16 protein-coding genes and 1 pseudogene are annotated in these 19,172 nt (G+C 62.9%); 5 read left to right on the top strand and 12 right to left on the bottom strand.

Features of this window, described 5'->3' with window-relative positions:
• Positions 1-55: 55 nt before the first annotated feature.
• The 11 genes from JAO85_RS22900 to JAO85_RS22950 all read right to left on the bottom strand — a co-directional run bounded on the left by JAO85_RS22900 (position 56) and on the right by JAO85_RS22950 (position 13,555).
• Complete coding sequence (locus JAO85_RS22900) at positions 56-1,126, bottom strand: branched-chain amino acid ABC transporter permease (protein ID WP_202789116.1); 1,071 nt, start codon at positions 1,124-1,126, stop codon at positions 56-58.
• Between the two features lie 156 nt (positions 1,127-1,282).
• Positions 1,283-2,266, bottom strand: coding sequence for a branched-chain amino acid ABC transporter permease (locus tag JAO85_RS22905; protein ID WP_003068832.1), 984 nt, complete (start codon positions 2,264-2,266; stop codon positions 1,283-1,285).
• Positions 2,267-2,342: 76 nt separating this feature from the next.
• Positions 2,343-3,068, bottom strand: coding sequence for an ABC transporter ATP-binding protein (locus JAO85_RS22910; RefSeq protein ID WP_202789117.1), 726 nt, complete (start codon positions 3,066-3,068; stop codon positions 2,343-2,345).
• On the bottom strand, positions 3,065-3,895 hold the full coding sequence (locus tag JAO85_RS22915; protein WP_012837425.1) for an ABC transporter ATP-binding protein: 831 nt from the start codon (positions 3,893-3,895) through the stop codon (positions 3,065-3,067). Before JAO85_RS22915 ends, JAO85_RS22910 begins: the two co-directional genes overlap by 4 nt.
• Positions 3,896-4,103: 208 nt before the next feature.
• The gene (locus JAO85_RS22920) at positions 4,104-5,291 is read right to left on the bottom strand and encodes a substrate-binding domain-containing protein (protein ID WP_202789118.1); all 1,188 of its coding nucleotides are present in this window, start codon (positions 5,289-5,291) and stop codon (positions 4,104-4,106) included.
• 256 nt (positions 5,292-5,547) lie between these two features.
• Positions 5,548-6,429 (bottom strand): 4-hydroxyphenyl-beta-ketoacyl-CoA hydrolase, encoded by an 882-nt coding sequence (locus JAO85_RS22925; RefSeq protein ID WP_012837423.1) that lies wholly within the window; start codon positions 6,427-6,429, stop codon positions 5,548-5,550.
• A gap of 47 nt (positions 6,430-6,476) precedes the next feature.
• Positions 6,477-8,465, bottom strand: a complete 1,989-nt coding sequence (locus JAO85_RS22930; RefSeq protein ID WP_202789119.1) for an acetoacetate--CoA ligase — start codon at positions 8,463-8,465, stop codon at positions 6,477-6,479.
• An 85-nt stretch (positions 8,466-8,550) separates the two neighbouring features.
• Positions 8,551-10,065, bottom strand: a complete 1,515-nt coding sequence (locus JAO85_RS22935) for a sigma-54-dependent Fis family transcriptional regulator (protein ID WP_202789120.1) — start codon at positions 10,063-10,065, stop codon at positions 8,551-8,553.
• Positions 10,066-10,253: 188 nt separating this feature from the next.
• Entirely contained in the window at positions 10,254-11,771 is a 1,518-nt protein-coding gene (locus JAO85_RS22940) for a tripartite tricarboxylate transporter permease (RefSeq protein WP_003068815.1), read from the bottom strand.
• Positions 11,771-12,364 (bottom strand): tripartite tricarboxylate transporter TctB family protein, encoded by a 594-nt coding sequence (locus JAO85_RS22945; RefSeq protein WP_034392729.1) that lies wholly within the window; start codon positions 12,362-12,364, stop codon positions 11,771-11,773. Before JAO85_RS22945 ends, JAO85_RS22940 begins: the two co-directional genes overlap by 1 nt.
• 225 nt (positions 12,365-12,589) lie before the next feature.
• Positions 12,590-13,555, bottom strand: coding sequence for a tripartite tricarboxylate transporter substrate binding protein (locus JAO85_RS22950; RefSeq protein WP_003068811.1), 966 nt, complete (start codon positions 13,553-13,555; stop codon positions 12,590-12,592).
• Positions 13,556-13,690: 135 nt separating this feature from the next.
• On the opposite strand from JAO85_RS22950, the gene JAO85_RS22955 reads away from it, so the two are divergent.
• From JAO85_RS22955 to JAO85_RS22975, 5 genes and pseudogenes are all read left to right on the top strand, one after another.
• A complete protein-coding gene (locus JAO85_RS22955) occupies positions 13,691-14,392 on the top strand; it encodes a response regulator (protein ID WP_003068809.1) in 702 nt (233 codons plus the stop codon).
• Positions 14,389-15,864: a sensor histidine kinase gene (locus JAO85_RS22960; protein WP_202789121.1), complete on the top strand. Its 1,476-nt coding sequence runs from the start codon at positions 14,389-14,391 to the stop codon at positions 15,862-15,864. The genes JAO85_RS22955 and JAO85_RS22960 overlap by 4 nt, the downstream gene beginning before the upstream one ends.
• A gap of 32 nt (positions 15,865-15,896) precedes the next feature.
• Positions 15,897-16,337 carry an RNA-binding S4 domain-containing protein gene (locus JAO85_RS22965; protein ID WP_202789122.1) on the top strand — a complete coding sequence of 147 codons (441 nt, stop codon included), beginning with the start codon at positions 15,897-15,899 and terminating at the stop codon, positions 16,335-16,337.
• A gap of 12 nt (positions 16,338-16,349) precedes the next feature.
• A pseudogene (locus tag JAO85_RS22970) lies at positions 16,350-17,096 on the top strand (hypothetical protein); the annotation flags it as partial.
• A gap of 317 nt (positions 17,097-17,413) precedes the next feature.
• Positions 17,414-18,226, top strand: a complete 813-nt coding sequence (locus JAO85_RS22975; RefSeq protein ID WP_202789123.1) for a DNA/RNA non-specific endonuclease — start codon at positions 17,414-17,416, stop codon at positions 18,224-18,226.
• A gap of 65 nt (positions 18,227-18,291) precedes the next feature.
• Here JAO85_RS22975 and JAO85_RS22980 read toward each other — a convergent pair whose 3' ends face one another.
• The gene (locus tag JAO85_RS22980; protein WP_202789124.1) at positions 18,292-19,038 is read right to left on the bottom strand and encodes a 16S rRNA pseudouridine(516) synthase; all 747 of its coding nucleotides are present in this window, start codon (positions 19,036-19,038) and stop codon (positions 18,292-18,294) included.
• Positions 19,039-19,172: the final 134 nt, after the last annotated feature.

A 19,172-nucleotide genomic window follows, 5' to 3' on the forward strand; every position in this document is an offset into this window, starting at 1 on the left:
GCTTTGTCTCCTGTCGTAGTGAAAGCAGTCAGAGAAGGGATGCCAGTAAAAGATGTCAGGGCTTGCGCGCCGCAGCCGCGCGCAGCCTCCCCACGACACCCGTGGGGAAGTAATAGACCGAAAGCACGAACAGCAGGCCCAGCCACAGCAGCCAGCGGTCGGGCGACAGCAGTGCGGCCAGCCAAGGCAGACCGGCACTGGCCTCGCTGGCCATGCGCAGCAGATCCTGCAGATAGCTCTGAGCGATCAGGAACACCACCGCGCCTATCACCGCGCCGTAGATGGTGCCCATGCCGCCGATCACCACGATGAGCAGGCAGTCCATCATGATTTCGAACGAGAGCGAGGTATCGGGCCCGTTGTAGCGCAACCAGACAGCCAGCATGGCACCCGCCACGCAGGCAAACAGGGCCGATAGCACGCTGGAGGTGGTGCGGTAGACCACCACGCGGTAGCCAATGGCCTCGGCACGGAATTCGTTCTCGCGGATGGCTTGCAGCACGCGGCCGAACGGCGAATTGACGATGCGCAGCAGCATCAGCACCAGGGCCACGGCCACGGCAAACAGCAGGTAATAGCTGAGGATCTTGCCGTCGATGGTCACGCCGAAGATATCGTTCTCGAAAGGCTCGAAGCTGGGTGACAGCCATTCGGGCATCTTGAAGGTCAGGCCGTCCTCGCCCCCGGTCCAGTCCGACAGCTGAGATGCCAGAGTCTGGAAGGCCGCCGCCACGGCCAGCGTGATCATGGCGAAGAAGATGGCCCGCACGCGCAACGAAAACAGGCCTATGGCCAGCGACAGCAGCAGCGAGACCACGAGCGCACCGCCCAGCCCCGCGGCCAGCGCGCCCCAGCCCGCGCCCAGGCGCGTGGAGGCAATGGCCGCGCCATAGGCGCCTATGCCGAAAAACATGGTGTGGGCAAAGCTCACGATGCCGGTATAGCCGAGCAGCAGGTCGAAGCTGGCCACCAGCACCACGAAGATCAGCACCTTGGCCGCCACATTGAGCGCCTTGACGCCAGGGAAGAGAAACGGCGCCAGGGCCAGGCCCGCGAAGACGGCCAGCAGCAACACGGCCAGCACGCGGCTGCGCGGCAGGTCGCCGGAGAGCAAACGGTTGAGCATCAGACTAGCCTTTCAAACTTTCATGGCGCCACGTATGCAGCCGGCATGCACCAAGCCCGTTGCCACCGAGCAAGGGCCTGGGCCGGCCGCGTCGCCCCGCAGCGAGGGTGGCGTCCCCCTTCCAGGGGGAAGGCGCGAAGCGACTCAAGGGGTATCTCATCTGTTGGCGACCGGATAGATGCCCTGGGGCCGCCACAGCAGGACGGCCACCATGAGCGCAATATTGGAGAACAGCGCCACTTTGGGCACGAGGAAGCCCGTGTAGTTGGCCATCAGCCCGACGAGCAGCGCACCGATCAGCGCACCGCCCGTGCTGCCCAGACCGCCGATGATGATGACGATAAAGATCAGCACATTGACCTGGGCGCCCATCTGGGCCACCACGTTCTGCTGGTACAGGCCCCACATCACGCCGCCCAGGCCGGCCAGGGCCGAGCCCGCGACGAACACGGCCACGAACAATCGGCGCACGCGGTAGCCCAGGGACTCGACCATCTCGCGGTCCTGCACGCCGGCGCGGATCAGCAGACCAATCTTGGTGCGCGCCAGAGTCCAGGCCAGCACGGCGAACACGGCAGCCCCCACCAGCACGGCAAAGACCCGGTATTTCTCCACGGCCGCGTCGCCCAGCAGCCAGGCGCCCTTCATGGCTTCGGGCAGCGGCAGCGGAATCTGCTGCGGCCCCCAGATGACCTTGATCAGCTCCTCCCCGATGATCATGCCGCCCATGGTGATGAGAATCTGCTTGAGATGCTGACCGTAGACAGGCCGCACTATGAAGCGTTCGAAGGCCAGGCCCAGGGCCCCCGCCACCAGCATGGCCACGACCATGGCCGGCAGCACGGCCACCAGGTTGCGCCACAGCTGCGCCGAGCCCGTCCAGTCGCCCATGGCACCGAGCACGCTGGTGGCGACGAAGGCGCCCAGCGCGATGAACACGCCATGGCCGAAGTTGAGCACGTCCATGAGGCCGAACACCAGAGTCAGGCCCGAGGCGATGACGAAGATGATCATGCCCATGGCCAGGCCCGCCACCGTCAGCGTGAGCCAGGTGCTGGGAGAGCCCACCAGGGGCAAGGTAGCCAGCGCCAGCAGCGGCACCAGCAGCAGCGGCTTGTAATCCAGGTCCTTGCGCATCATGTCTTTACCTCGGCACCAACTTTCATATCCATAGCTGCCAGCGCTTGAGCTGCTTTTGGCTTTGATTTTTGTGACCTCATAGCGCCAGCCCCAGCAGCGACTGCTGCAGTTCCTCGTCGGCCGCAAGATCGGCCATGCGGCCCGCGTGTACGACACGGCCGTTGTCCATTACGGCCACGCCGTCGCCCAGGCGCTTGGCGAAGGCAAGGTTCTGCTCGACCAGCAAAATGCTCACGCCGCCGGCCTTGAGCTGGGCGAAGGCCTCGATCATGTTGTTGATGATGGCCGGAGCCAGACCTTTGCTGGGTTCATCCACGATGAGCAGATCGCGCGGCTCGACGATGGCGCGCGCCACGGCCACCATCTGCTTTTGCCCGCCGCTGAGCTTGCCGGCCGGATGGTCCCAGAATTTCTGCACGGCCGGGAACAGCTCGTAGATCCAGTCCAGGCGCGAGCGGTCCATGCGCGCAGCATGCGAGGCCGAGCGTGCAGCCAGCAGCAGGTTTTCCTTGACCGTGAGGTCGGCAAAAATGCCCATGTTCTCGGGCACATAGGCGATGTTGAGCTGGGCAATCGCCGGCGTGGCCAGGCGCGTGATGTACTGCTGGCCGAAACGGATGCTGCCCTGGCTGGCCTGCCACAGGCCCATGATGGTGCGCAGCGTGGTGGTCTTGCCCGCGCCATTGCGGCCCAGCAGCATGGTGACCTCTCCGCGCGGCACAGCCAAGTCCACGCCGTGGAGGATGTGATAGGCGCCTATATGGGTGTGCACGCCCTGGAGTTCCAACAGTAGCTCGCTCATGGCTGTTCTCCCCTTCCCCCGGACGGGGGAAGGCTGGGATGGGGGGGAGCGTCAGTGCCGCCAACGGCATCCTGGGGCGTCAGCCCCAGGTACGCCTGCTGCACCACGGGCGAGGCAATGACTTCGGCCGGTTTGCCGTCAGCCACCAGCGTGCCGTTGGTCAGCACGATGATGCGGTCGGCCAGTTCGCGCACCACGTCCATCTTGTGCTCCACCAGCAAAATGGTCTTGCTGCGGTCCTTCTTGAGTTCGCGAATCAGGTCGAGGATCACCGGCGCCTCGTCATGGCTCATGCCCGCCGTGGGCTCGTCGAACATATAGACCTGCGGCTCCAGCGCCATGAGCAGCGCCACCTCCAGCTTGCGCTGGTCGCCATGCGGCAGGGCCGAAACCGGCTCATCGCGCCGCGCCCAAAGCGCCACCTGCTCCAGGATTTGCTGCGCGCGCGCCAGCAATGCGCGGTGGTCGCTCCAGATGCTCCAGAGGTTCATGCCGCGCCGGTGCGCGCCCTGGCGCGTGGCCTGCACGGCCAGGCGCACGTTCTCCAGCACCGACAGGGCCGGAAACAGATTCGTGAGCTGGAAGGCCCGTCCCAGGCCGGCGCGCGTGCGCGCCGAGGGTGCCAGACCCGTAAGGTCGCGCCCCTGCAGCGACACCCGGCCCTCCGTGGCCCGCAACTGCCCCGAGATCAGATTGAAGTAGGTGGTCTTGCCCGCGCCATTGGGGCCGACGATGGCCGTCAGCGTGCCCGGCTCGAAGGAGCAGGTCACACTATTGACCGCCACATGGCCGCCAAAGCGAATGGTGAGCTTGTCAGTGGTCAGCATGAGAAATAGGCAAATCAGCCCCTAGCGCCCTATGCACAAGCGCATGCAGCTATCAAAAAGTGAACTTAACCTTGCCCGCGCGCTGACCAAGTCAGAGACGCCGAGCAAGAGCCGCCTCGCGGCGATGGCGTCGTCTCCCTCCCAAAGAGAGAGGGGACGCCCGGTTAAGGGAAGGCGCGGGGCCGCCTGGGCGAAGTAACTCAGGGGGTTAGCGCCCGTTCCGGACGGGAACGTTCATTTCTTCAGGCTTGATCTCGCGCACCAGCTCGGGCACGCCCCAGGCAAAGGCCGGGTCGTTCTTGATCCTGAAGTGGTACATGCTCTGCATGGCCTGGTGGTCCTGCTTGCGGAAGGTCATCTGGCCCTTGGGCGTATCGAAGCTCATGCCCTCCATGGCCTTGATCAGCGTATTCGCCTTGGTGTCGCCATTGGTCTTCTTGAGAGCCGTGACGATGGCCATGGCGGCCGAGAAGCCACCCGCCGTGAAGAAGTCCGGCGGCGCCTTGAACTGCTTGTAGTTCATGGACACCAGCGCCTCGTTGACCGGGTTCTTGGGAATGCCGTAGTAGTAATAGGTCGCGCCTTCCATGCCCGGCAGGTTCTTGTAGGCCGCCATGGCGGGCAGGATGTTTCCGCCCGTGGCGATCTCGATGCCGTAGCGCTTGAGGTCCATGTCGGCGATCTTGAACGGATTGCCGGCGCCGGCCCAGACGATCCAGATGATCTTCTTGCCCGGCTGGTCCTTGAGCTTGTCGATCAGGCGCTGGGCGCCGGCCGTGAAGTCGGTCGTGGCTGCGGGCAGGTACTCCTCATGCACCAGCTTGCCTTTTTTGACAGCCTCCTTGAAGGCCTTGACGCCGTCGCGGCCGAAGGCGTTGTCCTGGGCCAGCGTGGCGATGGTCACGCCGGGCTTGTCTATGGCCACGGCATTGCCGATCGCGTCCTGGCTGGAATTGCGGCCCGTGCGGAAGATGTACTTGTTCCACTTGTCGCCCGTAATGGAATCGGCCACGGCAGGCTCGACGAGCAGGATCTTCTTGTACTCCTCGGCCACGGGCAGCATGGCCAGCGCCACGCCCGAAGCGCTGGGCCCCACGGCCAGATCGGCCTTGTCGTCCGAATACGCGGTGGCCAGCTGGCTCTTGCCGAGGTCGGGCTTGCCCTGGTCGTCCTTCTCGATCACCACCAGCTTCTTGCCCGCCACCGTCATGCTGCCAGCCGTCGCATATTCCAGGCCCATCATCAGGCCCGCCTGGGTCTGCTTGCCGTAGGCTTCCAGAGGCCCGGTCTTGCTGTAGACATGGGCAATGCGGATTTCGGATTGCGCCAGGGCGCCGGGAACATGAACCACCATGGCCGCCAGAACGGCCGCCTGCAGCAGGCTGCGCTTGTGCATGTATTGTCTCCTTGAGGATGGATGCGGTTGTCCGCTTGTCTTTCTATGGTGTGCAGACAGCAGTCTTCGTGCCAGTCTGGTTTTCCTCTGAAGAGCCACCATACGCAGCTCCATATCGACTGAAAATCAGACAATTAATGTCTTTAATTCATACAGTGACTGATTTCAATACAAATCAACAGCCGCCTTAGGGCCCATCCCAGGCTTTGCTCAATCCGCCATGAAAAAAGGATCACCGGGGTGATCCTTGTGGCTTTCATGCGGCATCGCGTTTTCCGTCCAGCTCCAGCAGCCGCACGGCGTTGTCCTTGAGAATGCCGGGCATGACCTCGGGCTTGAAGCCGGCGACCTCGAAGTCCTTCATCCAGCGCTCGGGCGTGATCAGCGGGAAGTCGCTGCCGAACAACACACGGTCCTTGAGCAGGGTGTTGGCGTACTGCACCAACTGCTTGGGGAAATACTTGGGACTCCAGCCCGAAAGATCGATCCAGACATTGGGCTTGTGCAGCGCCACCGAGATCGCCTCGTCCTGCCAGGGAAAGCTGGGATGGGCCATGACGATCTGCATATCGCCGAAGTCCACGGCCACGTCGTCCAGCAGCATGGGGTTGCTGTAGGCCAGGCGCAGGCCGCCGCCGCACTTCATGCCGCTGCCGATGCCGCTGTGGCCGGTGTGGAAGATGGCGGGCAGCTTGTAGTGGTTGATGACCTCGTAGATGGGCCAGGCCATGCGGTCGTAGGGATGAAAGCCCTGCACCGTGGGATGGAACTTGAAGCCCTTGACGCCGCATTCGGTGATCAGGCGTTCGGCCTCGCGCGCGCCCATCTTGCCCTTGTGCGGGTCGATGCTGGCGAACGCCACCATCATGTCGCTGTTCTCGCGCGCGGCATCGGCAATCTCTTCGTTGGGGATGCGGCGGCGACCCAGTTGCGCCTCGCTGTCCACCGTGAACATCACCAGACCGATCTTGCGCTCGCGGTAATAGGCAATGGTTTCGGCGATCGTCGGGCGCAGCGAGCTGCCGAAGTATTTGTCGGCCGCGCGGTCGTACTCCTCGCCGTAGCTGTCAAAGGGATTACGGCAGCTGACTTCCGCATGGGTGTGGAAGTCGATGGCGATCAGATCTTGATGGTTCATGGGTGGGCCTGCTTTGGGTATTGAGTCAAATCAGCCTCAAGCGCTTGTCACGCCTGCGGTACCTGCTCTCGAAATTGAATGAAGAAATCAATGCTGGATGGATTGGCCATGGCATCGGGGCTGGCCACCTTGGCGGCGTCCGCTCCCAGCAGCAGCTTGCGCACCGGCACCTCCATCTTCTTGCCGGTGAGGGTGCGCGGAATCTCGGCCACCTGAACCACCACATTGGGCACGTGGCGTGCCGAAGCCTTGGTCTTGATGGCGTTCTTGATCTGGGCGGTCAGCTCGCCCGTCAATGCCTGGCCTTCGGCCAGAGTCACGAACAGCGGCATGAAGGAAGGTCGACCCAGGTATTCGAGATCGACTACCAGGCTGTCCTTGACGGCGTCGAGCTCCTCGACGACACGGTAGATCTCCGCCGTGCCCATGCGTATGCCGAAGCGGTTGATGGTGCTGTCCGAGCGTCCGTAGATCACGGCCGTGCCGCGCTCGCTGAACTCGATCCAGTCACCGTGGCGCCAGCAGCCGGCAAACACGTCGAAATAGCTGTCGTGGTAGCGCGCCCCGCTCTTGTCGTTCCAGAAGAACACGGGCATGGAGGGCATGGGCTCGGTGATCACCAGCTCGCCGACTTCGCCGACCACGCTCTGCCCCTGTTCATTGAAGGCATAGGCGGCCACGCCCAGCTCGCGGCACTGAATCTCGCCCGCGTTGACGGGCAGTATGGGCGCGCAGGCCACAAAGCCCGAGGCGATATCCGTGCCGCCGCTGATCGAGGCCAGCCACAGATCATTTTTGACGTTATCGTAGACCCAGGCATAGGCATCGAGAGGCAGCGGCGAGCCCGTGGAGTTGATGGCACGCAGCTTCTCGAACTGGCGCCCCTTCTTCGGCGAGACGCCATCCTTCATGCTCTTGGTGAGGAAGGCCGCACCGCAACCGAAGATGCTGACCTGGTATTGGTCGATGAAGTCCCAGAGCGCATCGTCGCTCGGCGCCGTCGGGTTGCCATCGGACAGGACCACGGTCGCGCCGGCCAGCAGGCTGCCTATCATCAGGTTCCAGACAATCCAGCCCGTGCTGCCCAGGAACATGAAACGATCGCCGGGCAACACGTCGTGCTGCAGGCGATTGGTTTTGAGATGGGTGAGCACGATGCCGCCATGACTGTGCACCATGGCCTTGGGCAGGCCGGTGGTTCCCGACGAGTACACCACCCACAGCGGATGGGAGAACGGCAGGCGCTCGAACTGCAGCGGCGCTGCATGGCACGTTGCATCGGCCCAACTCATGCAGTCACGCCAGGGCACGGCCGCGTGTTCGGCATCGCTGCCGAACAAGGGCCCCGGCACATGAATCACCCGGGCAATATCGGGCAGACCCTGGAGCACCTCGTCCAGCACTTCACGGCGATCGAACTGCCTGCCGGCATAGCTATAGCTGTCGGTCGCGAAAATCAGCTTGGGCGCAATCTGCTGGAAGCGATCCAGCACCACGGATACGCCCATCTCCGGCGCGCAACTGGACCAGATGGCGCCGATGCTGGCACAGGCCAGAAACGCCACCACGGTCTGCGGCACATTGGGCAGATAGGCCACCACGCGATCGCCACGCACTATGCCCAGACCGCGCAGACTTGCCGCCAGGGCGCCCACATCGCGCTGCAGTTGCTGCCAGGAGACTTCGACCGGGGTCTGGCCCTCGCAGCGCGCAATGATGGCCGGACGCTGGTCGCTGGCCTGGCGGAAGATGTGTTCGGCATAGTTGAGCCGGGTTTCGGGAAACCACTCGGCACCCGGCATCTTGCGGCCGGCCAGCACCTGCGTCGGGTCACCATCGGCCTGAATGCCGAAATAGTCCCAGACGGAGCGCCAAAAGCCTTCGATATCCGTCGCCGACCATTGCCACAGCGCTTCATAGTCGGAGAAGTCACGGCCACGGCTGTCGCGCAGCCAGTCCATGTAATGCCACAGGCCGCTTTGCTCCTGCTGCTGCTGCGTGGGCCTCCACAACTCCTGCCCTTGTACCAATGCCATGCTGTCTCCGGACTCAAATTAGATATTTTTTATAACTATAAAAACAAACCAAGTCCTACCCACCAAGGGCAATCCCTAGCATGGCTCAGAAATTCAGCTTCTCGAGCCGGTCGTAGAGCTTGGCGCGCGATATGCCGAGCGTCCTTGCAACGGCCAGCTTGTTGCCTCCATGGGCCTGCATCGCGGCCCTTATCGCACGGGCTTCGAGCTCGGCCATTTGCTCGGCAAGCGGCTTGAGCAAATCGCCCGCCGCAGCCACGGGTTCCTGCGTCAAGGGCTGCCGATGCGGAACCTGCAGCTCTACCCCGGACGAGCGCAGCACCTGTGCCAGCAGGCCGGCATCAATGTGCGAGTCATCGCAGCGCATGGCTGCCTGCTCCAGCACATTGCGCAGCTCGCGAATATTGCCGCGCCAGGCCTGTGCGACCAGCAATTCCAGCGCCCCCTTTCCCAGCTCCGGTGGAACCATGTCGTTGCGCAGCGCCAGGTCCTCGCAGAGCATTTCCACCAGGGCCGGGATATCGCTGCTGCGCTCGCGCAGCGGCGGCACGCGCACGGGCAGCACATGCAGCCGGTAGAACAGGTCTTCCCGGAAGCGCCCGTCGCGCACCATCTGCAGCAGATCCCGAGAGGTGGCGGCCACCACGCGTACATCGAAATGCACGATCTGGTTGGAGCCCAGCGGCTCGATCTCTCCCTCCTGCAAGGCCCGCAGCAGCTTGGCCTGCAGACTGGCGGGCATGTCGCCGATTTCGTCGAGAAACAGGGTGCCGCCATCGGCGAGCTTGAACTTGCCATCGCGCGTCTTGCGGTCGGCTCCGGTGAATGCGCCCGGAGCCACGCCGAAGAATTCGGCCTCCAGCAGCGTTTCGGGAATGGCCGCGATATTGACGCTCACAAAAGGACCGGCAGACCGCGCCGATGCGGCATGGATGGCATGGGCCAGCACCTCCTTGCCGGTACCGGTCTCGCCCAGCAGCAGCACCGGGCTCATGGACTGGGCCGCCCGTCGCGCCTGGCGCTTGACCTCGACCGCAGCCGGGCTGCTGCCCACAAAGCTGGCAAAGCTGTATTTGCTGCGGCGCGAACCCTGTACGGACGCCTGCAGGCTGCGGCTGCGCTGGGCAGCCAGCTCGCGCCGCGCTTCATCGAGATCGCGCTGCAGCATCGCAAACTTGCTGATCAGCGGCTGCAAGGTTGTCTCGGGCTGGTCGAACAGCACAATGCCGATGGCACCGATCACGCCACCTTCATCGTCATGCAGCGGCAGGCGGCTGACGACAAAGGTTCCGGCGCTATTGGTCAGCAGATCGATCAGGACCGGCTTGCCGGTCTCCAGCACGCTGCGCATCTGCGTGTTGGGGATGACCTCCTCCACCATATGCCCGAGAAAATCGCCCACACCGGCTACTCCCAGGCGTGGCAAAAAACGCTCGTAGCCTTTGTTGACCCAGACAATGCGCCCGCTTCTGTCGACCAGAAACATGCCCTGGCTCATTGACGAGAACAGCTGAAACATGGACCGTGCCGCCAATGCATAGATGCCGTCGGCATCGTCGGGCAGCTCGCAAGCGAAATCGTTGGGTAGCCGTTGGCTCATTTCCATCATTGCGCCATGGTAGGGCGACATTGCCCCAAAACCATCGGCACAGACCTCCAGCTAGTGCATTCAAAGCAATGCTTTAGCCGGCCTCCATAAAAAAATCCCCTGTCCAGCTCACCGAACAGGGGATATGAATGCAACGGGCTCCATGCGTACAGCACCCGCAGCAGGCTAGGAAACGGGACTCAGGCGGCGCTTGCCTCCCGGGCCTGCTTGGCCTCCGACAGGCGCTTGAGCACGCGGGGAATGATCAGTACGGCCAGCACGATGATGATCAGCGTCAGCGACATGGGACGCTGCAGGAAGATCCACCAGCTGCCTTCGCCGATCGACACGGCATTGCGCATCTGCGCTTCCGCCAAGGGGCCGAGGATCATGCCCACCACCACGGGAGCGGTGGGGAAGTCGAAGCGGCGCATGATCACACCGAGCAAGCCAATGCCGTAGAGCAGGAACAGATCGAACGCGCTCTGGCGCATGCCGTAGGCACCGACCGTTGCAAAGATCAAGATGCCGGCATACAGCTGGGGACGCGGAATCTTCAGCAGCTTGACCCACAGACCCACCATGGGCAGGTTGAGCACCAGCAGCATCACGTTACCGATGTACAGCGAGGCAATCAGCGCCCAGACCAGGGCCGCCGAACTGGTGAACAGCTGGGGGCCGGGGTTGATGCCGTAGTTCTGGAAGGCGCCCAGCAGCACGGCCGTGGTGTTGCTGGTAGGAATGCCCAGCGTCAGCAGCGGAATCAGGGCTGCGGTCACGGTGGCATTGTTGGCAGCTTCCGGACCGGCCACGCCTTCGATGGCGCCCTTGCCGCCGAACTCGGCCTTGTCTTCGCCCTTGGCCAGCTTCTTCTCGGTCGCGTAGCTCAGAAAGGTCGGGATCTCGGTGCCGCCAGCGGGAATGCAGCCAAACGGTGTACCCAGCAGCGTGCCGCGCATCCAGGCGGGCCAGGAACGCTTCCAGTCACGCTTGGTCATGTGCACACGGGTCAGCTTGTTCTGCGACTCCTCGACCTTGCCTTCATACATGGCGGCATACAGCACTTCAGCCACGGCAAACAGACCCACTGCCACCAGCACGATGTCGATGCCGTCCAGCAGTTCCATCTTGCCGCCGGTATAGCGCGCGGCACCGGAGATCTGATCCATGCCGATGCAGCCTGCAGCCAGGCCGACAAACAGCGCCGTCATGCCGCGCAGCGAGCTTTGGCCCAGCACGGCGCTCACGGTGGTGAAGGCCAGCACCATCAGCATGAAGTACTCGGGCGGGCCCAGCTTCACGGCAAAGTCGGCGACATAGGGAGCGAACAGGGTCACCACCACTGTGGCAAAGGTCCCCGCGACAAACGAGCCGATGGCGGCGGTTGCCAGCGCCGCGCCCGCTCGGCCGCTCTTGGCCATCTTGTTGCCCTCCATGGCCGTGACCATGGACGCCGTTTCGCCGGGCGTGTTCAGCAGAATCGAGGTGGTCGAGCCGCCATACATGGCACCGTAGTAGATGCCGGCAAAAAAGATCATGGAAGCCGTCACATCCACCTTGGCGGTGATGGGCAGCAGCATGGCCACTGCCACGGCCGGGCCGATACCGGGCAGCACGCCCACAGCCGTACCCAGGGCACAACCCACCAGAGCCCACAACAGATTGACGGGCGTGATGGCGGTGGCAAAGCCTGCCATCAAAGCATTGAAGATATCCATTACAGCCACCCCGTCTGAGTCAAGCCAGGCAGATTGATTGCCAGGAACTGAGTAAACATCCAGAAAACGGGCGCTGAAATCAGCAAGCCAGTGATCACATCCTTCACCCAGGTACCGATTTCAGAGGCCTGAGGCTGATGCGCGGCGCGGCGCAGGCCTTGCACGGCCAAGACATAGCAAATCGTGCAGCTGAAGATAAAGCCGACGGCTCCAATCAAAGCCGCATTGATCAGCAGGCCTGCAGAAACCCAGACAAAAGACAATATATCGGCCTTGGCATGGCCGCCAGGATCCGCCGCATGGCGAAAGCCGCCGCTCCGAGCTTCCCAGATCAGCAACGCACCGCAAACGGCCAGCACGATGGCGCACAGCCAGGGCAGAAAGTTGGGGCCGACGCCACCATAGCCCGAATCGGAAGGAATCTGCAGTGCGCCGACAGCCAGGCCGACAGCGACCAGCAGCACGCCTGAACCGACAATGGTTTGTGCTCTTTTGGACGGTACATTGGGGCTTTGCGGCTCATCGGGGTCTGCATAGGCCGAAACCTGTGCGGCCTCCGCTGCCCGGGCCAGATCTTGGAATGAATCAGACATGATGAATGTGTTTGATTTCAATGGTTTTCGGAACCCGTCAGAGCAAACTTGCCAGCAGCTCTCACGGCATCATGGGGTTGCACAAACCCTGGCTTGCGCCGTCAGGGGCAGGCCATCAATCAGTGCGGGGGAAAACAGCAGGACACAACGCGATCAGGGCTGAAGTCGCCAGCCCTGTCCCATGTCCTGAAAAGGCCGCTGCAGAACGCAGCGGCCTGGAGATCATCAGATCATGCCGGACTTGGCCATGGTGGCGCGCAGGCTGGCGAACTCGTCGTCGACGAACTTGCCAAAGGCATCGCCGCTCAGCCAGGCAGGTGTCCAGTCGTTCTTCTGCAGCGCTTCAGCCCAGGCCTTGCTCTTGGTGGCTTTCTCAATCTGGGCCACCAGCTCGTCGCGCTGGGCCTTGGAAATGCCGGGCGCGCCATACACACCGCGCCAGTTGCCGATTTCCACATTGATGCCCTGCTCCTTGAGCGTGGGAATGCTGGACGCCGCACCCTTGAGGCGTTGAGCCGAAGTCACGCCGATGGGCTTCATCTTGCCGGTCGCGATGTACTCGGCAAACTCGCTGAAGCCGCTGCCGCCCACGGTGACGTTGCCGCCCAGAATGGCGGAGATGGCCTCACCGCCCCCACGGAAAGCCACGTAGTTGATCTTGGCGGGGTCCACACCCACTTCACGGGCGATCATGGCTGCAGCAATGTGTTCGGTGGAGCCGCGCGAGCCACCGCCCCACTTGATGGAGCCAGGGTCCTTCTTGAGCTGGGCCACCACTTCCGCCATGTTCTTGTAGGGCGAATTGGCGGGCAGCACAAACACGTTGTACTCGCTGGTCAGGCGCGCCAAAGGCGTGGCCTGGCTCAGGTTGACAGGAGGCTTGCCGGTAATGATGCCGCCCAGCATCACGGCGCCCATGACCATCATGGCATTGGGATCGCCCTTGCTGCCGTTGACGAACTGGGCCAGACCGATGGCGCCGGCAGCGCCGCCCTTGTTGTCATAAGTGACGGAAGAAGCCACACCTGCGTCCTGCAAGGCCTTGCCCAGGGCACGGCCTGTCGTGTCCCAGCCGCCACCAGGGTTGGCGGGCAGCATCATCTTGATGGCTGCCGCTGCCTGGGCCGACAGGGGCAAAGCACCGGCCGCCGCCAGGGCTGCCAGAGACTTCAGAAACGTATCACGACGCATGATGTACTCCTTATGTAGTTGGTGAATGCAATCATGGACAGCCTGCCTGTCAAACGGCTGTCCAATCACCTAGGGCTATCCCTTAAGCAAGCCCGGTAGTTTCACGACTTGTCTTCGCATTCGCAGCGCAGTGCTATGTTCGGCTGCATGCAATTACTGCTTGTTGAAGATGATTCCGCCATGCGCACCACGCTGCAGCGCACCCTGATGCGCCGCGGGCTGCATGTGGATGTGGCGGCCGACGGCCCCAGTGCCCTTGCTCACTGGCAGACCCGCGAACCCGATGCCGTGGTGCTGGACCTGAGTCTGCCCGGCCTCGACGGCCTGCAGGTGCTGGAGCGCGCCCGGGCCCTGGGCCTGCGCACACCGGTGCTGATACTGACGGCACGTGGCACCGTGGGCGACCGCGTCATGGGGCTGAACGCCGGTGCCGACGACTATCTGGCCAAGCCCTTTGACCTGGACGAACTGGAAGCACGCCTGCGCGCCCTGCTGCGCCGCAGCCAGGATAGCTTCACCCCCAGATCGGCCTCTGAAGTTATCACCCTGGGCGCATTGCGCTATGAAAAGGAAAGCGGCGCCATTTATCTCGACGACAAGGTTCTGGAGCTGACCCCGCGCGAGCTGTCCATGATGCATGCGTTGCTGGCCCGCCCAGGCCATGCGGTCACCAAGGAACGGCTGTTCAGTCTGGTCTTCCCCGGCGAGGTCGATGTGCAATACGAGGCCGTGGAAGTCGTGGCCTACCGGCTGCGCAAAAAGCTGGGCGGCACCGGCGTGCAACTGGTCACACTGCGCGGACTGGGCTATCTGGTCAAGGCCGAGGCCGCGGCATGACAGCCGCTGCGGCCAAAGCGCGGCCCAAGACAGCCTGGTCGCTGCGGCGCCTGCTGCTCACCGGCATCTTGCTGCCTGTGCTGGCGCTGATTGCCCTCAACGCCTGGAGCCTCTATCAGCAAACCCTGGCATCGCTGCACACGGCTTACGACAGAACCCTGCTGGCCTCGGCCAAAAGCATCAGCGAGCAAATTGGCGTCATGGGATACGACGATCAGGCACAGTTGCGCGCCATCGTTCCCTATTCGGCACTGGAAATTTTCGAGGCTGACAACCAGAGCCGCATGTTCTACCGCGTCTCCACGCTGGACGGACAGTTGATCTCCGGCTTCGAGGAACTGCCTGTCTGGAACGGCAGGATTCCTCAGCGCCCGCCCTATGCGGCGCTGGTGGACTTCTACGACGACGAGTTTCGCGGCCACCCCGTGCGCGTGGCCGTGCTGCTGCAGCCGGTTGCCAGCGCCGACGGACGCGGCATGGCCGTGATCCAGGTGGCCGAAACCCTGGAACTGCGCGAATCCCTGGCCTTGCAGATTCTGCGTGACACCTTGATTCGTCAGGCCCTGCTGGTGCTGGTCGTCGCCCTGATCGTCATCATCGTGGTACAGCGCGCCACCCAGCCCATACGCCAGCTCAGCCAGGACCTGCAGGGCCGTGCCCAGGGGGATCTGAGTCCGCTGGCTGCGCCCGAGGTCCCGCGCGAAGTCCAGCCTCTGCTGGAAGCCACCAACCAGACCATGCAGCGCCTGCAAGGCCTGCTGAGCAATCAGAAGCGCTTTGTGCGCGACGCCTCGCACCAGCTGCGCACGCCGCTGGCCGTGCTCAAGGTTCAGGTCCAGTCTGCCAAGCGCGGCGATATTCCACCGGCCCAGGCCTTTGCCGAGATTGACGACACGGTGGACCGCGCCACCCGCGTCGCCAATCAGATGCTGGCCCTGGCCAAGGTCGAGCAGCTGCGCCAGGAAGACAGCAGCCAGAACAGCTCCATGCTCGCCCAGCTCGACGATATCGTGCGCGACGTGGCGCTGGAGCTGTCACCGCTGATTGCCGATCACGACATGGATTTCGGCATCGAAACCCAGGCCTGCTGCGTGGCCGCCCATGAATGGATGCTGCGCGAGCTGACCCGCAACCTGCTGCACAACGCCATACGCCACACCCCCAGGCACGGGAGTCTGCAGGTCGATGTGCGCGCGCACGATGGCATGGTGCAGCTGAGTATCGAAGACAGCGGCAGCGGCATCGACGATGAACTGGCCCAGCGGCTGTTCCAGCCCTTTTCGGCGGGCAATACGCGCAGCGGCTCCGGCCTGGGCCTGGCCATCTGCCAGGAAATCGTGCAGACCCTGGGCGGCCAGATCGAGCTGCGCAACCTGCACGACGGACTCGGCCGCGTGCGTGGCCTGCAGGCGCTGATTCAGCTGCCCCTGCACAATGGCGATGCCCAGGACATGGATACTGCTCTGACTTGAATCGTCATCCCTTCACGCCGCAAAATACCGATATGAGTGAAACTGAATCCATGCGTCTGGACAAATGGCTATGGTGCGCGCGGTTCTACAAGACCCGCAGCCTGGCTGTGGAGGAGATTGGCAAAGGCCGGGTCACGGTCAACAACGCCAATGCCAAGGCCTCGCGTGAAATCCGCCCGGGCGACCACATCCACCTGCGCCAGGGCAATATTCCCAAGGAAGTCATAGTGCGCGGGCTGAGCGGCATGCGCGGCCCGGCACCCGTGGCCCAACAGCTATACGAGGAAACGGCGCAAAGCATTGCCCAGCGCGAACAGTTGGCCGAGCAGCGCCGTCTGGCACCCGAGCCCGCCGAAGCACTGGCGGCCCAGCACACCGGCCGCCCCACCAAGCGCGACCGCCGCGAAATCGATCGCGTGCGTCAGGACCGCAGCGGCTGGGGCGACCGCTGGAGCGCTTCCATCGATGACTGAAAACCTTCGCCCATGAAGCGCAGGCTGCTGATCTCCACACTCTCCACCCTGGCAGTTGCGGCAACCGGCGCCTTGAGCTGGTCGTGGCTGCGCAAGCGTCAGGGCAGTACCGAACGTCGATCCGTGATCCAGACCGTCTTCAGCCAGGCGCTGCCGCCGCTGAGCGCCCAGCATCTGCAGCTGATGCGCCTGCTGCGGGTGCGGTGGATGCCCGTAGAGTCTGGGGCACCCGGCTTCGATCCCGTGCAGCCCTTTGGCGGCGATCTGTCCACCCTCGACACGGCCCAGCAAGTGCTGCGCAGTCACGATCCTGCTCTGGCCACCCGGCTCCTGGCCGAGGTCTGCCTTTGGCTGCCGCAGTTTGTGGCCACCGCAACCTTGGCGCCCGGTCGCTATGCCTTGCCGCCCGACTTCTCAGGTCAGGCGCCAGACAGCAGCTTCGACTTTCGCCCCGAACACCTGACGCTGCTGCATGCCGCCCTGTGGCGTGAAGTCGGTACCGATGACCTGCCTTATGTCTTGGCCGAGGAGGAAGACGGCCAGGCGATCTGGCCCTTGCCCTATATCGACGGCAAGCGCCCGTACGGCGACCGCAGCTACTACCAGATCGATATGGCCGACATTCTGGGCAAGCCCTACGCCAGGAACGCACAGGGCCAGTACATTTTGCCGCCCCAGAAAGATGAGGCGCTCAAGCAGCTGCATCTGCAAACCCAAGCCGCACTGCAGATTCTGCTCATGCATGGAACGCCCTCGGGGGATTCGCAACTAGGCGAAGTAAGCCGGGGCTGGGCTGTGGCAAAGTCCACCCTTATAAAATATGAGCACTTAGCGCTTTATTATAAAGCTTTTCAAGAAATTTTTACCTTGAAAAGCTTTCAAAGCTTGCGCAAGCAGCTCTTATTCAAGTAGCAATCACTCCTCCTCGATGACGGCCAGACTCGCTCTTGCGCCTGGGCTGCTGGCACTCTTTTCATCTCCCTCGGCCTTCTTCGCGCATGTCTTTCGCTTTTTCAGCACCGCTTTCCTCTTTCTCCTCACGAGTCCCGCTATGGCTGCGCCATGCCGGCATCGCAATGCTGGCCATCGGCAGCGTGGCCTGCTCCGCCCGGATGCCTGCACCCTCGGCAGCGGTCGGCCCAGCATCGCTCATCCAGGTCAAGAATCCCACGCGCAGCACCCAGGGCTTTGAGCAATGCCCGCAGTTCTTTGCCAATGGCAAGCCCCCCGTGCTCAGCGATCAGCCCAAGCTGCGTGCGCTGTGCTATGACGCGTTTGCCGTGCTGCACAGCGGCCAGAGCAAGACGCCCGTCTTCGTTGCTCAACGTCTGAACAAGGCCCTGGTCGCCGATGCCGACGAAAAGCGCACCAACAAGTTCTACAGCGATGCCCGCCTGCCCCGCGATGAACGCGCCGAGCTGGACGACTACAAGCGCTCCGGCTACTCACGCGGCCACATGGCTCCCGCTGGCGACATGCCGAGCGCACAGGCCATGGCCCAGAGCTTCTCGCTGGCCAATATGGTGCCCCAGTCCATCAAGCAGAACGGCGGCCCCTGGGCCCGTATCGAGAAAGACACGCGCAGCTATGCACAACGGGCTCAGGGCGATGTCTACATCATCACCGGCCCGGTCTTTGAGGCCGGTGCAGCCTCCGTCGGCCACAACCAGGTGCGTGTGCCCAGCTTTCTCTACAAGCTGGTTTACGACGCTCAGAGCCAGCGTACCTGGGCGCACTGGCAGGCCAATGATGACGCAGCCCGCGTCACCGAGCCCATCAGCTATGCGGAGCTGGTGCGCCGCACCGGCATCGAATTCCTGCCCGGCGCTGCGCTGCAAACTTCGGGCCAGCTCCAGCAGGCGTCCATGCTCCCTGCGCAGCGGCACTGATTTCCCGTGTCGCCAATCAAAAAGCCTGCTGGCGCAAGCCAGCAGGCTTTTTATCTTGCTTTGTCTTACTTGCCCGGCTTGAACAATTCCAGCTCATCCGCCGTAAGCCAGCGCCATTGGCCAGGCTCCAGCTCTGCGGGCAACTCCATGCCGCCGATTCTTCTGCGATGCAGACCTTCGACCCGGTTGCTCACAGCCGCAATCATGCGCTTGACCTGGTGATACTTGCCCTCGGTCAGCGTCAGATCCAGCACATGGCTGTCAACCTGCTCGCAGGCCGCTGCCTTGACGGGCTTGGGATCATCATCGAGTACGACACCATCCAGCAGCCGCTGTATCTGCTTGGCATCCACCGGATGCTTGCAAGTCACTCGATAAACTTTGGAGACATGCTTTTTGGGCGACGACATGCGATGGATGAACTGGCCATCATCGCTGAGCAGCAGCATGCCCGTCGTATCCTGGTCCAGACGACCCACCGCCTGAACACCTTGCACCGCCCCTTTGTTGGGTCGCTGACGCAGCGGAGCCGGTAGCAAGGTATAGATGCTGGGATAGGCCGATGGCTTTTGCGAGCATTCGGTGCCGGCTGGCTTGTTCAGCAGCACATAACCCAGCTCGTGATACTCCCACTCCACGCCTTGCACCCTGAAACGCAGACCTTCGGGATCCACCTGCTGGGTGGAATCCAGGACCTTCTCCCAGTCAGAAGTCTGCGGGTTCCACAGCTCCACCCAGCCTTGCTGCACCAAGCCGGAGCAGACACGGCGAATGCCAAAGCCCTGTGAATACAACATGTCCTGCAGCTGCATGCTCATCCCTTCCCTGTCCGCTACTGCGCAAGCAATATCAAGAATACCGATTGATCAAATAAAAAACCCCGTAATCTTTCGACTACGGGGTTTTCACTGTAAGAGCCTGACGATGACCTACTTTCACACGGGAA

It is taken from the genome of Comamonas sp. NyZ500, assembly GCF_016772095.1.
In the GTDB taxonomy this organism is placed as follows: Bacteria; Pseudomonadota; Gammaproteobacteria; order Burkholderiales; family Burkholderiaceae_C; genus Comamonas; species Comamonas thiooxydans.